The following is a 15,150-nucleotide window of genomic DNA, read 5'->3' as shown; positions in this document are numbered from 1 at the left end:
GTGGCTTGCGGTTGTTTTCTTCTGTTCTCTCAACTTAACCCGCAACTTGGATTAATAGCGACACTAATTTGCGAGTGGGATAAACCAAGCCAAATAACGACATTAATTTGCGAAACTTGCAAATTTCAATTAAATATGTCTAAAACGGCACTGATGTACGAACTGCGACATTTAATGTGCGAACGTACACCAACGATGGGCAGTGAGGGACTCGAACCCGCGACATCCTGCTTGTAAGGCAGGCAATTGAATTTTGCTAAATGTGCTGTATATACTGCTGTTTGTGGCAGTATGGCTCTATGCCTAGTGCATACAAATGTTCTGAAATAGCTTAGAATGTTCTAAATTCATCAATATTTTGGCTATTTTTTGGCTATGTCTAAGTTTGATGCAGATAGCGAGATCGCGGCTCTAAATCAGCGTCTAAAGGCGGCATGTGTGTCAACCTCAGTGTTTCGTAATGGGAACAAGCTTGTGATTCGGGTCACGTTACCCAAGAAGCCAGGAGACGGGTTAGGACGAAAGCGCTATCCGTTGAGTTTGGGAATTTCCGCCAATCGAGATGGCATCAAACTTGTTGAGGCAAAATGCCATGAACTAGCGCGACAGGTACAAAATGGAACTTTTGACTGGCAGCATTGGGAGCGCGATCGAGCCGTCCCAATTGATGAGAAGCCGATTGCACAATTGATTACAGAATTTAAGGAACACTATCAGAGATCGCACCGCTGCTCAGACATCACATGGGCGAACACATGGCGCTATACCCTGGATAAGTTGCCGCCACACGAGCCATTGACTGAGGTGTTGATTTTGGCAGTCATCAAAAGCACCAAAGAGGACTCTAGGATTCGAGAATTGACCGTAACGCGGCTACAACACCTTGCAGATTATGCAGGGCTTGGAATTGATTTAAAATCCTATAAAGGAAAATATGGTAGCCAGTCTTTAGAGCCTCGAACCATTCCCACCGATCAGCAGATTCTAGAATGGCGCGATCGTATCCCGAACGAATCCTGGAAATGGGTCTATGGAATGCTTTCAACGTTTGGATTGCGCGATCATGAAATATTTTTCTGTCGTTTCGTGGAAAATGATCCGATGACGCTGGAAGTCCTAAAAGGTAAGACTGGGGATCACACAGGCAATTCGCCCGGAGTGGGTTGAGTTATGGGATCTAACCAATGTCAAATGTCCAAAAGTTTCCCCCAAAGATGACTTTCGCAAGTATGGGCAGGTTGTAAACCGGGCATTCTATCGGTACGGAATGCCCTGTCATCCGTATGATTTAAGGCACAGTTACGCGATCAGAGCGTCTGTCGTAGAACGATTACCGCTCAGCACTGCTGCTGCGTTTATGGGACATTCTGTGGAGGTTCACACCAAGAAGTATCACCGATGGTTAAGTTACCAAACCAATCGAGAAGTTTACGACCGCGTGGTACTCAAAAAACTGCCTGAATCTTTTTGAAATGGCGCTGTAACGCTTTTCTGCAAGCAGGAATGTTGTATTCCCAGGTTGGTCGATCGCCTTTGCTGACATTACGGATTTCGCCGCGATTTACGCTAAAAACGCCTTCCTTGAGCAGCTTCCGCAAATGTCGATCGCCGAGGACGCCTTCGGATTTGAGTGCAATTCCAGCCTCAGCCGACCTCATCCACCCTTCACTAATGCCAGGATGTCCTTCGATCCGCGCCCGGAGTGCGCAAAGTTCTGACATCATCGACTTTACAGTCAATAGCACTTCAGCGAGTAATTTTTCTGAATCGTTGTTCATTTGTTTGTTACCAGTGCTGTATTAGGCTTTAAGCCGCTTCTGCTGTTGGTGGTGGTGCTGTGTGGGATGCGCGCCATTGCTGACGCTCTAATCGTTCGGCCGCGAGTCGATCCCGAATCGACTCAATAATTAATTCAAAATTCTCTTGGAAGAAAGCAGAGCCAGAGCACTCCATCACTAGCCAGGCAATAAAGTGCACGGGTTTTGAATCGGTAAATCGCTGCTTGCCGTTGCGGTCTTTGCCGTTTGGATGCAATTCCTCGGTTTTGACGCGAATCTTGTTGCCTTGGGACTGATACCCGAGCGCACCTAAACAAGAACGGATTTGTTGCCAAAACTTTTCGATCGTGGCGATCATCGGGAACAGCTTACGCAAAGTGGGATTTGCGTCGAACTCAGCATAAAGCTGAATAATGATTGGAGATCGGGCGTTGAAATGAGTGGTGTCGGCTGATTCCGCCGCAACTTTGCCGCCCCTATATTTTGCCAGCCGGGAAAGATGCAGCGCACGAAACAGCGTAAGATTTTGCACTGTCTTGAACGCGCCTGAGCTGTAGTTGACGTGCCGTTCTCGTAGGTATCGAATCAAATCGCGATCGTTTTCTGGGTCTTGATCGATTGCTGTCACCCAGTTCTTGATCTTCTCAACCCTGTGAGAAGTCATGGTTCGGTATAGATCAATCGCGCCTTCTCGCTGCTCATTGGCCCAAATCAGCTTTAAATTAAGGTTTTGATCGAACGCGGTGTTTTCGAGCTGCTCGATTTGGGTCCTCAACTCCTGTTGCTTAATCCGCAAGTTGCGGATCATTAGTTCTGCCTCCTCCGATTGCTCCTCAGCGCGAATTCGTCTTTGTACGTCGATCGTTTCCTCGGTCAGCTCAAGTTCTAACTTCAGCCGATCGATCTCTCGGCATTGCTGTGAAAATCGGTTGGAGATCGCCTGTTCACCGCCCGCCAATTCGCGCTGCTTTGCTAAACATTGTGTCTCTTGATCGGCTGTTTGAAATGCGAACGCGCTCTTTTTGGCTAGCTTCGGATATTTCAGCCAAAATTGAGCCAGCTTGACATCCCAAACTTGAGCATTATTGGCAGGCTGCTTCTGATCCTCAATCAACTGCAGTCCCTTCTCCAGATCGGCCTTTAGCGTATTTTCTGCGTCTTGGCGTACGATTTGATCAATCTCTTTGCGCCACCGCACAACCGAGTCGCTCGAAACCTCGATCGTTTCAACCGACTCGAAGTACTCCATCAATAACGAGTGGATATATTCGGAGCCAAAAGCTTTCTCGATATCCTTGGTGAGCGCTTCCCAAACTCCCCATCCTTGTAAATGGCTCGGTGCATTGAAGCCGAACTCATCAAATGTTTGACTGACTTGGTCTGCCCACTGCTGAACGCGCTGACCGTTCAGAGACGGCGTAATACAGCCGGGATTGCTGGATTGTCGCGGAGCGGATACCCACCACTCACGACATTGGCGGCACCGCCCGAGCATCTGGAGCATTTCGGTCGGAGGTAGAACCCCACAGCAGATCAGCAAGCCGCAATCGAATCCTGACTGAATATCTAGTCCACTTTTAGCGGTTGGGCTGTAAATGACAATATCAATTTGGTTCTGCTCGATCGTTTGATCGGGTGACAGCATGAAGATGCTATTTTCTTCTACGGTCTCTGAACACGCCAACCATACGCGCGGCTTCCGTCCGTTCATGAAGGTACAGCCTTCGAGAAACTGTTGGATGGCTTTGGCGTACTTGATCGAGTCAACTGCGATGGCAATGCGACTAAAACCAGAGCTTACCCAGGATTGCAGTAAATCAAAATACGCTCCGTTGTGATTGAAGCTGATTTCGCCTTGTTTGGTGCGGGTTTCGATCCAGTTAATTTTGACGAGCGACTTCTGCAATTTCTGGCGGTAGAGCGCCATTGGACCAGTTCTCAACTTACGAATCAGTGCAATATCGGCATCGCTTAAGAAAGCATCCGCAACAATTAACTGCTTGCACTTGGCGATCGCATCAAAGAAATGCTCTTGCTCTGATTTGTTGACGATCGCTTTACGAATGCCTGAGAACTCATCGATGACCAGGACTTCGTGCTCCAGGCAATATCGCGCACGGCATACGGCTTGAAGCTGTCGGGACACGCTAGGTAGAGCCCTGGCTGATCGCACTCCAACATCCGACGGTGCAAGCTCACATCATCTTGATAGTGCATCGCGTCAAAGCCTTTGCGCTTTGCTCGCTCTGCAAACTGGCGATTCAGCCCGTTAGCGGGTGTGCTTGCGACGATCGCCCGCTTCTCCTTGATAGAAATCGTAGAGGCTAACATCGATTCGGTTTTGCCCGCGCCAAGCCAACCTTGAATCAAAATCGTGGCAGCAGGGTTTAGATCGAGCGTTGGGAAGAATCCCTCATATTCGACTTGGGTAGTAACGCCTGCAACGATTGGAGAGAGTTGGAAATCGTGCTTGAGTCCGCCTTCCCAGTATTGGTTAAATTGCATTCGACGTTTCTGAATCCGCCGGTCACGCTCTGACGATTCACGCTGCTGATTCTGCGTTTCGGATTGAATCGTGTGATTTGGTACCAACGCTTCAAGTTCTGCAATCGTCAGCAGTCGAGCTGAGTTAAATAATGTGGCGTCAATTTCATCAACGTCACAATCATCTTTTGTAAACTGGTCCCACCATAGGAATTTGGCTTCTCTTCCCAAGCCTTGCAGCGTTTCAGCCGTCCGCCTGTGGCGTCTCATTACATGTGGATTGATTAAATCACCCGCGTCCACAGCAACGCGAACGGGTAGGTTCGGGAATATCTTGAGGACGGCTTCTAGCTGAACCAACGACGATACATGATTGCCACCAGCCGCACCAACCGCAATCACTCCAAACCGCCGTGCCGCCAACATGGGCTTGATGCCTGTTCCCTCAACTAAGGCAAGCGCGCTCGGATTCTCGGTACCATACACCGCGATCGGCATTTCATTAGTACCAGGAAACTGTTTACCGCGCTTTAGGTTATGCCAGCGATACCGCCCACCGTCGCTTCCCTCAGTTAATCGCCACTGAGCACCGACGAATTTACCGTCTAGCCCCTTGAAAACGACGGCATAACCGACGTCAGCTGAGATGACGGGAAGTTCGTTAATTTCCGCGTCGATCAGTCCTCTCCGGCGTAAATCAGCGCGATCTCGTTCATGAAGCGAGGCTTGAGTCAGCCAATCACGATAAAGGCGGTCTCGCTCATCAAGCGACATCAGGTTGGCACATTCAATCTGCTTGATTCGCTCAGTTAACTCGATGCCCTGTTTCCAGACAGGGCGATCAAACTTTGCATCGTCGTCAGGTCCCAAATCGCCCATTGCTTGTCTTTGCTAGGTTTGATGTAGCGATAGCCGAAAGGGGTGTCTGAAGGCTGCGTGAGCGTCATGCAGAGCACGAGCGGGGTATTGGCCTGGGTGCGACACTTGCCGCTAATACCGCCGCAGATAGGACACGGGTTTGATTGGCGCGTGGGGATTAGCTTAGAGAGTGCAGAGTTGATCATGCTGCACCCCCTTCGATCGCGATATAGAGCGACCCATGATTGTGCCTGTTGCCGATTCGTTCGATCGCTCTGCATACCCCATCTCTCGTCACCGGGGTACCGACACACCACGAGGCACACTTGATGCGGCAGCGATCACCTGCGAGGGCCAAACTTTCAGGAACCCGCGCCACCGTCAAATCCGACTTTGGAGCTACCAGCACTCCTGGTTGAGAACTGTTCTCATCTCTGTTATAATTTGGGTGTGTCGACGGATTGACACTTTCGTCTTTACGCTTTAATTTCTTCATAGCTAGAAGCCCGTTCACAACGGGTGAAAGTGAATAGAAATAGCGCCAGCCTCAGAAACTTCGCTATTTCGGAGTAACAATCGAGATCCCCTGATTGCAGGCTCTAACCTGCGTTCGGGGGATTTTGCTGTGGCGGCTCCGGACAGAGCCGATCAAGCCATTCGACGCTTGCCTGAGTCGCGAGGGTGACCTCCTGCACGCCTATACAGGTGACGAGCGAGGCCAAGCGGTGGGAGCCAGAACTCAGTCCATGCTTTTGTACAGGTTCGCCCTGTTGGGCGCGTTGCTGCCTCATCGGTCATTTCCCTCCTGATTTTTGTCACGGTCGTTGAGCGAGGCGAGATTAGCCTCGCCCCAGGATTGGGGGCTCCACCTGCGGCTCGAGCGAGCTCTCAAGCGACCGCACCCAACTCATCACCAAAGCACTGGCGCTCGTACCGCGATCAGCCGCAATTCGTTTCAGGAGGTCTCGCTCGTGCCGCCTCCCGTAGAGATTGATTTGGACTCTCGCCGGTAGGCTAATTTCGCTTTCCATGGCCCTCACTATATATAGCGTTTTGCTCTATTAAGCATTCTGCCACAGCTCTTTCAGAATGGCTAAAATTGCTTGCATTCTATTGGGCTTTTAGATCAATTTCTTGGTTTAGGATTTTCTCCTTTACGAGATATCATCCAAGCCCGACGATCGCGTTGCTCTGATCTTTCACGCGATCGTTTTTATAAGTTCTTCTCAGACCTTTTAGACTTCAAACTATCAACCTAATATTGAACTTGCTAACTTTGATAATGCCGTATCTTACTATCAGAATTCTCCAGATATAGTGGTGCAAGCAAAGTGGTCGAATTTCACCCCTCTCCTCCTTCGTTAATTTACCCAAAGCCTCTCCTGGCTTAGTGTTGCGCGATCCATAGCGCAAAATAGAGTAAAAAAAAGGTGAAATTTCCTGAAATAAAGTGAAAGTTTCTGGTCAAAATGAGGCGTTTCACACTCCTGTCGTAATGAGCCCATGAACGGAATGAATCAAGTCGTCTGGCCAGCACTGGGTCAGAAAAATGGACTGCTCTCGCCATCGGTTGTGGGACGATCTGCGACAGCGGCTGGACAAGGTAGAGGTGGTGTCGCGCCCTCAGCATCGGCATCGGCAGCGTTTTTGCGCTCTTCAAGCGACGCCCTAGGAGCATGGACGAGCGATGCAGACTCGGAGTTACCGCCCGTCTTGCAACGTCTTGCACGCGGTGAGCAACTTGGGGCTGGAAGTCCAGTCAGCCTAAGGACGCAACGAGGCGGTCAACGACCACTTCTGCTTCAGGTGCATGAAGCGCCGACATATTACTCCAACAGCCTGGTTTTGATGCACTCCCTAGCTGAAAAATTGCCAGAAGGAGGGCAAACCGCAGGACAGCAGCGCTACACCTGACGTGACAAGCCCTCACTCAACTCGTGCCGTTCATTCAGGTTCGGATGACCAAAGCTGAGTCGGCGCGCTCTATTGTCTCTCTCCGTCACGGTTAGATGGCGTCATTCCTCTCCCTGCCCTCGTGGAGCAGGGAGAGGAATCAACCCAGTTCAAAATATTGCCCTCGACTTTCAAAATATTGCCCTCGACACAACCCGTCGCATTCTGTCACACCACCAATCCTCATGAGGATGGGGATACGGTGTTTGGGTGCTGTTGAAAATTTTTATTTTCATCTTTCATCCTGTCCTTCGGGCCTGTCCATCTGTCGCAAAAATTTTTGACGACCCGACCCGGAGAGTGGCAATTCGCTAGACCTCCAGTCCGGATCTCTCCTTTTGGCGCTGAAGTCTCCAGGGTATTGGGTGCTGAGCCCCCATTCCGGTCGCTCCTACCTGAGGGGCCATGGGTCGTACCGTGCTCGCTGGCAAAGATGCTCGTGAACTGCCGGGCTCAGGCAGTTCGTACGTCTTATGAATCGAGCAGCCCCTCCAAACTCATAACATTGATGGCGCACTGATCGCACAGTTCTGCATAGTTATCATCCATGCCTCGACACCAAGGCACTTCCTGAGAGCAGGAGGTGCAGCGAAACGTTCGCGGAAAGTCTTCGAGATTTGGATCAAAGCATTCGCCGCAGTGACAGTGCTGCTTCTCGTGGTCTGCTCGGCTCAGCTTGAGGGGTGCAACTCGGTTGGGCACGTCTTGGGGGTCTGAGTGATGCATGATTGAACTGAAAATTTGCAGGAATAAACTAGCGATCGTATCTGGTGATAGTGCGATTAGCTCTGCTAAGCTCCACAGGATTGGCGTTGCCAAGCTCCAAAGGAGCGCGGTTTTGTTTGAAGCAAAAAATGGGCCTAGGGGAGGTGCGTTTACGCTACGGTCTAGCCTTCACGCTGGGCTTAGGTCTGCCACAACCCCGGTTTCCCGCCTCCTATTGAGTTGCGAACAGACGTTTTCGGCTGCTCGCGTGCGATCGCTAACTGGTGTCGAAATACATCATTCGTGTCCTCCAGGGTCACGGATCGTGGAATCGCGGAACTCCGACCTGAAACGGCGATTTTCTTTACCCAGACTTTATGAGTGAAATCGAGATCGATCGGCGGGGCAAGTTGAAATCAGATTTCCGGGTTAAACCATGAAAAGATTGTTTGCCGTCTCCGCGCTCCTCTCGGTTCTGTTAGCTCCGGCTGCTACATTTGCCCGGCCTTTGACTCGGGTTGATCAGGCGTTTGTGACGGCCTATCAGCAGCAAGCACGGCAGGTTCAATCGGGGCGGATTAGAGCCATAGTTCAGGTGCAGGCAACGAATCCAGAAGACCTCATTAGCACAGCAAAAAGCGTCTGTGTGGGGCTCAGAAGTGGGTTGACCATGGATGAAATTATCGAGGCCCAAGTTGAGGCAGTCGTCGATCAGGATGGGGAGGTTTACGAAGCAACGGTGCAAGTTCTAGGCATTACGAATGGACTGGCCGTTCCTCACTACTGCCCGGAGCAAGCAGAATAATGGCTGCCTTGACCGCGATCTGGAGGAGCTTGGCAAAGCCAATCGTTGCCTCGCTAACTGCTGTCGAAGGACATCATTTTGCTGGGGTCTTTGCATTGGAGATGTGTCGTTGATGAACGAAACCTACTTTGATCCCGCCCGCTGGGAGAATTGGGCGATCGTAGTCATGATTCTGATGCTGTTTGCCTATGCGCTCGTTCTGGCGTCGAAAGAGTCATAAATTACTTCGTCGCACCTCTAAAGTCAGAGTGCGAGACTCCAGCAGTGACCTTATGGTCGTTACGAGTAGATCCACAAACGATTAAGGTTGCGGTAGACACTGGGGGCGAAGCTTGGCTCCGTTGCGCTGGTGGATCGAGTGCACCTGCTGGCGGTGAATGGAGGAGACCTGCATGAGCCATCCCTATTTCGATCCCTCGCGTTGGGAGAACTGGCCGATCGTGGCAATACTCGTGGTTCTTGCCCTGGCAATGATTGTTGAGGCGTCGAAAGAGACATAAATAATTCCTGAATAGGGCAAAGTTGCTTCTCGTCACCGAGGGGCAGTTTTTTGTTTTTATGAAATTTGATTCTGTAGGGACAGTTCGCTTTGTATGGCCGGCGCGACGAGCGCGCGTTTAGGTAGATAGCCATAGATAATTTCAAACGTTAGATATCGCTTCTCTGTGTATGAGGGGCGATTTTTGTGTTTAAGCGAAAGAATTTAGCTCAACGTGGGGTCTGTTGAGCGGGAACTTAACCGAGACGTTAGTTAACTGGATATTGCTTGACGAAACTCTGAAGTCGCCGCCAGCCTTGAGGTTTGAGCCATCAGCACGCACCGCGTCAGCAACTCGATATCGAGGTCTGCTAGTTCAGGAATTTCGCTCCGGTCGATTCGCTCATAGCCTGATGGACGCAAGCGATAGAGGCTAAACAAACCATCTTCCCAGAACCACACTTCGGGGACTTCTAAGGCTTGGTAGCGACCCAGCTTGCCCGTGTTGCCACTGGTAAAGGTGACTTCAATCGAGAGATCTGGAGTCGGTTTCGAGCTGCCAAAGCAGTAGGATTCGTCCGCTTCGGCAGAGGTGACGCCTTCACGCTCTTGGGTCATTGACCCTGTGGATTCAAACTCAATCTGCTTCTCTGAACAGAAGAATTCAATCAAGAAGCCAATCATGCCTTTGAATACTTCGTGATCGCGTCCGGGCATAAGAATCTCGATCGTGTGGTCGTAGTAGAACAGCCTGACGCCACGGGCATCTTCAAAGCCCGTTTGAATGAGCTTGAATTGCTCCCACGATCGCCCAGAGAGAACGATGCGCTGGTCAGGGGTGTGGCGGATAAGGGTGGTTTGAGTCATCGAAACCTCCTAACTTGCAAGCCGTAAGGCGGGATCTATTCGAGAATCAACGCGGCTGGTGGATCAGCTTACGTTAGCTTGCGATCGCGACAGGCGCTTCACTTGCAGGCTCCTCGTCGGGCTGATAGCGCAATAGCTCTCCTGGTTCACATTGAAGTGCTTTGCAGTAAGCGTTTAGCGTCTCTTTTTCTAGGCGATCAGGCATTTCTCGCAGATTTTTGTGCCTAGAGACGGTCACTTTATTAAATCCCGTCATTTCTGCAAGTTGCTTATAGTCGATCTCTCGATCAGCCATAACTGCCGCCAATCGCCATCTAATGGTCATTTGTGATGCGTTCAAAATAGACACCACAATTATCCTCCGTAACTTTTGCGATTAACAGGTTAATCGTATCACGGAAAATTTTAATCGTAGCAGTTGAAATCGCCCGATTTAGCGATTACATTATCAATCGTAGCGGTTAACAAGTTAACTTCTACGCGGCAAAATGTAAGCCAAAAAAATCAAAACCCGCCTTGCTCTGGGCCTGGACAACTTCAAGCAATGGCGGGAATTAACCACAAATTAGGTTTGAAACCATTATAGAACAAACGACTCGACCCGTTGAACCCCGTCTACCCAACTCCCGCCAAAACTGGATTTATCCAGAAGCAGGGGACACCTCGATCGTCATCATCTTTGAGCGATCAGGCCCTCGAACCTACGACCTTCGCATTGAGCGTCGGCAGGGCAAAAAATCCTTCCTAGGACAAATCGAATTCAGCGTTGCTCGTGGTGGCTGGATCATCAACTACATCGATCGCACCCTTCATCACGACCATCAGACGTATCTGAACTACGAAGAGGCAGCACTCTGGCTCTACGAGCAAAATTTAGAGTCCAAGCGTCAAACCCTGAAACTCGCTCTATCGGCCTAACGAGGACGCCTGGACATGCAAAATTCATTCCGGGCGGAACTCCCCGCCCTCGATTATCACGCCGTTCACTCATCTCCCTTACTCGTTCGCGCTCTTGCTGAACTGGAGTACTGGGAAGACGCCAGAAAACGCTTCCGAGTTGGCGAAATCGTTCTGGCTCACGACGGCTACCAGTGGATCGTTAGAGCGTCCGCCGACTTAGTGAACAAAATTATTCCGTTTTGATTTCTAAAAATTCAAACGGGTAGCTGCCCTCGGCTCAACCCTGACAGCTACCCACTCACCCTACAAGAGAATTAACTCATGCTACGTCATCGCTTTCGTTACTGCTGCTTTCACCGCTTTCGTTCCCGCTGCCCACGCCGAGCCCTCTCAGCAATGCTTAGACGATACGGCACAGACGCGTCAAACCAACCTGAAGAACGGAATGCCTCGCTCTGAAGCCGATCGTATTTGGTCGAAAGCTGTGAGCGACTGCTAATTTTTCCGCGCCAGTTCGTGTGTTCCCTGTCAACAAACCTTGCTGGAGACAACCTATGGAAGAAATCTCTCGCCTCCTCATTCTCAAGATTGAGCAGGTTCGCGATTCTGAGGGTAATCCTTGCACGCAAGCGGAAGCTGAAGAAATTGCTGCCGAAATGGTCAGACTCCTGGTTCTGAATCACCCACTTCTAGCCGAAAACGCCCAAGACCTGCTCGATCAGAAACGATTTGCCGAGATTGCAGCGTGATTTATCTACGCGAAATTTTGTTTCATCAGGAGGCAACTTGAACGTCAAACCCTCACCTGAGTGGCAAGATTGGAGAGCGATCGCAGACTCTCTTGACCGAATGACCATGCAGCTTGATGACTTTCTCCGTCTTTATCCAGACATTACCCGCGAACAACTGGCAAAAATTGCTGGATGCCGAATTGCCACTGTGAACAACTGGTTCGCTGAAGGGTCCACCCACCGAGCCCCTACTGATGCCCACAAAATGAGACTTGCGATCGCGCATTGGCTCAAAAACGAACCCACCATGTTTAGTGATATTCGCGAGGTGATGAAGGATCTCTGAACCAATTCTTATAAACCTTATAAGAAATAGTCTCTTGAAGCCGTCCAAAGTGTAGGGCGGTTTTTTATTGTTAAATCATTCGCATGTTCAGGCACGACCTAGAACGCTATTGCACGGGTGTCGCATGACCAACACAAACTCCTCAAACGGCAGAACTCCTCAATTCCGCGTTGGCGTCGAAGGTAGTACCCCTACCCTACTTCAAGGGTTATCTACTCAGTTCGGCTTTGACCTTACCAAGCTAGGTAGAGCCAACCCCCAAGACGCGCATGAGCTTCGCAACTACGCGAACGAGATGAAAATTCAAGTCGATATAGCGAAATCTCTTTTCGAGAGCATCAAAGTCATTACCAAATGCACGGTAGAGATTGAGAAGCTGCGCAAGGAAGCGATCGAAGCCTCCCTCAAACGTAAAGAAGAAATCGAAAAGATGGTTTCTCAACTGGAAATCACGGTTGAGAGACATCACCAAACCTTGAGCAAGCTTGCCCAAGATACTCAGCATGGAATCCAACTCGCTAGACGTAAAGGCAAGCTGGATCTCACGTCAGGCAAGAACAAATTCAAATTAGAACTCGCAGCAATGCGGAAGAAAGCCGTTGCTCAAATGCGAGTCGATCGCACGGTGAGCCGCCAAAAGGTCAACGACGATATCAACCGGATTAAGGAGCAACCAGAAGAGGCGAAGTTGCGATCAGAGGAGCGGCGCGAGTTCACCGACTACATCAACGGCAGGACCGTTCAGCCCCGTAGGGGTAACGCTGTAACAGCGCTATTTAACTGAGGACTGAAGCCATGTTCGACAATGACGAAGGCTTTATCTATGACCCGCGCCGCCTGAAACAGGGTAACTCTTTTCTCGTTCCCGGTGGCGATTGGGAAGTTGAGGAAGCACCCAAACCGCTCACCTTTCACGATATCGTTCGCGGCATCTCTCGGGTTGGTCTGCTGTTCTCGATCGGCTTGGGTGCAACCCTTTTCGCGCGGCTCATCCCCGGTGTCATGCCCGGATACCTGCTCATCGTGGGATTGGCGATCGTGGGTTGCATCGTGTATACCTGCTTATCCCGTCGCACTTCGGAGCGCATTCTAGCGGTGATGATTGGCGTAATTGTCCTCTTCGGTATTGTTGGCGGCTCGTGGGATGCCATCTACGGCACGATGGCAAATCCATCTAATCAGAAGGTTGGCTTACAGGCTACGATTCCCGCCGTCGCGCTACTCGTGGCAGTGGGTGCAAGCTTGTTGTTACGGAGGTCATCAAAATGACGGTGCAGCACATGCCCAATGAAGGCGAGCTAAATAGAACGCATATTGGTCTAGGGATTGCGGTTGGCGTGTTGGGCATCCTCTGCGCGACCAGTTCACTAACCTCTGGGCAAAAAAGCGGCGGCATGTTGTTGTCTTCTCTCTTCTCTGCTGCGATCGGCGCGAGTGCGTTTGCCTTCACGATTAAAGCTTCTCAAGTCGTTGAAAAGAAGGAAGGAATTGCAGAGCGGTTCAGACTGCAAGAGGAGAACATCGCCTACATGCAGAATGAGACGATTGCCCAAGCGAAAGTGCAGAAATTGCAGCTTCACGCAGGCGCGAAACTGCAAGTTGACGAAGTGATTGCCGAAGATGATGCGCGTCGCTACTATGCCGAATATCTGGGAGTCGATCCCGACGAGATGGAGATGGACCTAGACGAGGACGAAGAGGAGCCAGATGACAGGCCGCCCGTTTCTCAATCTGCACCCGTTCAACCTGCACCAGTAGTTGAGCAGCCATCGCCGCCCGTCACTCCGGTTGCAATGCCTGGGCCATTGCCTGCACCCGTTCAACCTGCACAACCTGCGCCGCCGCCTGTGGCACAACCGCCCATCGAGCAACCTGGCATCTGTCAGACTCTCGATGAGATCGTCGTTTCGGATATTTCGACTGTGTTCGCGAGCGCTACCGGAACCGGAAAGAGTGTTTCTGAGGCATACATTCTTAACCGGATGTTTGCCAAATTTCCCAACCTCGAAGCATGGGTAATTGCTCAGAAGAACGATTCTTTCTGTGGTTTGCGGGAACGCGGTAGAACGGCACTCTTCGATCCGCTTGACCCATTGCTGGCACTCGCAGCGATCGATGAGGTTTACAACATCTTCGACGCCCGCCGCCGCTCTCCCGAGTCTGCAAGGGAATCATTTAAGACTCAACCCGTGAGACTGATTCTCTCGGACTGGCACTCCATCTATGACACATGCCGCGAAGAGAAATGGTTTAAAACCAACTACTCTAAAAAACTCTCAACCCTAGTGACGGTAGGCAGAGAGATGAATGTTTGCTTACTTGTGGACACGCAATCTTATAACGTCGCATCACTAGGAATCACAGAAGACTCTAACATCCGTAGCAACCTCAACATTCTGTGTCAGGGCTATAGCTGGATTGATGAGCAGGGAAGGCAGCGCGGCGATTTTAATATGATTCGCAATCTAATGAAGAATCGCTATCTTGTGCCCGTGGATAGTGACTCACTCATTGAGCAATTAGAACGACTGAAGGCGCGATCGATGGAAGCGAAAACCCCGATCATTTTCTCAACCATTGGCTCTAAGCTTCAGCTTCTGCCCGATTTGAAGTCGTTCAAAGCGGTGATGTAAGCACGCGCGTGCTAGTTTCTCGTGTCCAAATTCTTGTAATTCTTATCCAGTCTCAGTTCGGGGAATCTCCCCCTTTCAAAATTCATGCTACTTTGCCGCCCGACGTGCTGACATTGCTGGCATGTTCATCGCACGTTCATCGCACGCTTTAAAAGTTGACATGCCTAACACGCCTTGCATGAGAAGACCCCCTAGAGATCCTCTACCTCACTTGCCGTCGCCAGTCATGGTAGAACCTGTAACCTTTACCCGTCGAGAAATTGCGGAGATGCTTGGAGGCATTAACCCCTCTATCATCAGCCGAGATTGCACCGCGATCGGGCTGCCCGAAAGTGTGCCGATTGACAAGGAAGGGGTGTGGCGGCTTTACGTTCTCGCCTGCTACAAGCGGATTCGCCCCTTTGCCTCACGAAAAAGCTTTGTCAATCTATGCGTCCAGCATGGCGATGAGGTAGCTCTAGAGTTCGTCAAGTTTGCAGGCGGCTCACGCGAGGACTGCACCCAACTGATCGAAAACTTCCTAGCCAAGAAGCTCACCAGACCACTAATCGTATAGGAACTTAAGTTGCTAGTTAGAAGCGGCAGGGGAAGCAAAGCAAATAAAATCTCTTC

At 50.5% G+C, this 15,150-nt stretch carries 17 protein-coding genes; 10 read left to right on the top strand and 7 right to left on the bottom strand.

What is annotated here, in order from left to right; translation table 11 throughout:
- The first annotated feature begins 375 nt into the window (after positions 1–375).
- Positions 376–1,167 (top strand): hypothetical protein, encoded by a 792-nt coding sequence (locus tag AC5JLB_RS05445; protein ID WP_495872832.1) that lies wholly within the window; start codon positions 376–378, stop codon positions 1,165–1,167.
- A gap of 278 nt (positions 1,168–1,445) precedes the next feature.
- Here the strand turns inward: AC5JLB_RS05445 and AC5JLB_RS05440 are convergent, their stop codons facing one another.
- The 4 genes from AC5JLB_RS05440 to AC5JLB_RS05425 all read right to left on the bottom strand — a co-directional run bounded on the left by AC5JLB_RS05440 (position 1,446) and on the right by AC5JLB_RS05425 (position 5,911).
- A complete protein-coding gene (locus AC5JLB_RS05440; protein WP_495872831.1) occupies positions 1,446–1,778 on the bottom strand; it encodes a hypothetical protein in 333 nt (110 codons plus the stop codon).
- Between the two features lie 28 nt (positions 1,779–1,806).
- Entirely contained in the window at positions 1,807–3,924 is a 2,118-nt protein-coding gene (locus AC5JLB_RS05435; RefSeq protein ID WP_495872830.1) for a hypothetical protein, read from the bottom strand.
- 1,398 nt (positions 3,925–5,322) lie between these two features.
- Positions 5,323–5,616 carry a hypothetical protein gene (locus AC5JLB_RS05430; RefSeq protein ID WP_495872829.1) on the bottom strand — a complete coding sequence of 98 codons (294 nt, stop codon included), beginning with the start codon at positions 5,614–5,616 and terminating at the stop codon, positions 5,323–5,325.
- A 103-nt stretch (positions 5,617–5,719) separates the two neighbouring features.
- Positions 5,720–5,911 carry a hypothetical protein gene (locus tag AC5JLB_RS05425; RefSeq protein WP_495872828.1) on the bottom strand — a complete coding sequence of 64 codons (192 nt, stop codon included), beginning with the start codon at positions 5,909–5,911 and terminating at the stop codon, positions 5,720–5,722.
- A 712-nt stretch (positions 5,912–6,623) separates the two neighbouring features.
- On the opposite strand from AC5JLB_RS05425, the gene AC5JLB_RS05420 reads away from it, so the two are divergent.
- Positions 6,624–7,034, top strand: coding sequence for a hypothetical protein (locus tag AC5JLB_RS05420; RefSeq protein WP_495872827.1), 411 nt, complete (start codon positions 6,624–6,626; stop codon positions 7,032–7,034).
- A gap of 510 nt (positions 7,035–7,544) precedes the next feature.
- Here AC5JLB_RS05420 and AC5JLB_RS05415 read toward each other — a convergent pair.
- Entirely contained in the window at positions 7,545–7,892 is a 348-nt protein-coding gene (locus AC5JLB_RS05415) for a hypothetical protein (RefSeq protein ID WP_495872826.1), read from the bottom strand.
- Positions 7,893–8,214: 322 nt separating this feature from the next.
- On the opposite strand from AC5JLB_RS05415, the gene AC5JLB_RS05410 reads away from it, so the two are divergent.
- Positions 8,215–8,583: a DUF732 domain-containing protein gene (locus AC5JLB_RS05410; protein WP_495872825.1), complete on the top strand. Its 369-nt coding sequence runs from the start codon at positions 8,215–8,217 to the stop codon at positions 8,581–8,583.
- 751 nt (positions 8,584–9,334) lie between these two features.
- Here the strand turns inward: AC5JLB_RS05410 and AC5JLB_RS05405 are convergent.
- Both AC5JLB_RS05405 and AC5JLB_RS05400 read right to left on the bottom strand, forming a co-directional pair.
- Positions 9,335–9,928, bottom strand: a complete 594-nt coding sequence (locus tag AC5JLB_RS05405) for a Uma2 family endonuclease (RefSeq protein WP_495872824.1) — start codon at positions 9,926–9,928, stop codon at positions 9,335–9,337.
- 73 nt (positions 9,929–10,001) lie between these two features.
- The gene (locus tag AC5JLB_RS05400; RefSeq protein ID WP_495872823.1) at positions 10,002–10,277 is read right to left on the bottom strand and encodes a helix-turn-helix domain-containing protein; all 276 of its coding nucleotides are present in this window, start codon (positions 10,275–10,277) and stop codon (positions 10,002–10,004) included.
- Between the two features lie 584 nt (positions 10,278–10,861).
- Here AC5JLB_RS05400 and AC5JLB_RS05395 point away from each other — a divergent pair.
- The 7 genes from AC5JLB_RS05395 to AC5JLB_RS05365 all read left to right on the top strand — a co-directional run bounded on the left by AC5JLB_RS05395 (position 10,862) and on the right by AC5JLB_RS05365 (position 15,094).
- Positions 10,862–11,071: a hypothetical protein gene (locus AC5JLB_RS05395; protein ID WP_495872822.1), complete on the top strand. Its 210-nt coding sequence runs from the start codon at positions 10,862–10,864 to the stop codon at positions 11,069–11,071.
- Between the two features lie 311 nt (positions 11,072–11,382).
- The gene (locus AC5JLB_RS05390; RefSeq protein WP_495872821.1) at positions 11,383–11,577 is read left to right on the top strand and encodes a hypothetical protein; all 195 of its coding nucleotides are present in this window, start codon (positions 11,383–11,385) and stop codon (positions 11,575–11,577) included.
- 37 nt (positions 11,578–11,614) lie between these two features.
- Positions 11,615–11,905: a hypothetical protein gene (locus AC5JLB_RS05385; protein WP_495872820.1), complete on the top strand. Its 291-nt coding sequence runs from the start codon at positions 11,615–11,617 to the stop codon at positions 11,903–11,905.
- Between the two features lie 124 nt (positions 11,906–12,029).
- Entirely contained in the window at positions 12,030–12,689 is a 660-nt protein-coding gene (locus tag AC5JLB_RS05380; protein WP_495872819.1) for a hypothetical protein, read from the top strand.
- 11 nt (positions 12,690–12,700) lie between these two features.
- Positions 12,701–13,174 carry a hypothetical protein gene (locus tag AC5JLB_RS05375; protein ID WP_495872818.1) on the top strand — a complete coding sequence of 158 codons (474 nt, stop codon included), beginning with the start codon at positions 12,701–12,703 and terminating at the stop codon, positions 13,172–13,174.
- Positions 13,171–14,538, top strand: a complete 1,368-nt coding sequence (locus AC5JLB_RS05370; protein ID WP_495872817.1) for a hypothetical protein — start codon at positions 13,171–13,173, stop codon at positions 14,536–14,538. Before AC5JLB_RS05375 ends, AC5JLB_RS05370 begins: the two co-directional genes overlap by 4 nt.
- A 226-nt stretch (positions 14,539–14,764) precedes the next feature.
- Positions 14,765–15,094 carry a hypothetical protein gene (locus AC5JLB_RS05365; protein ID WP_495872816.1) on the top strand — a complete coding sequence of 110 codons (330 nt, stop codon included), beginning with the start codon at positions 14,765–14,767 and terminating at the stop codon, positions 15,092–15,094.
- Positions 15,095–15,150 lie beyond the last annotated feature (56 nt).

The sequence above is a fragment of the Myxacorys chilensis genome, assembly GCF_059505265.1.
This window is presented reverse-complemented; position numbering and strand designations above follow the sequence as displayed.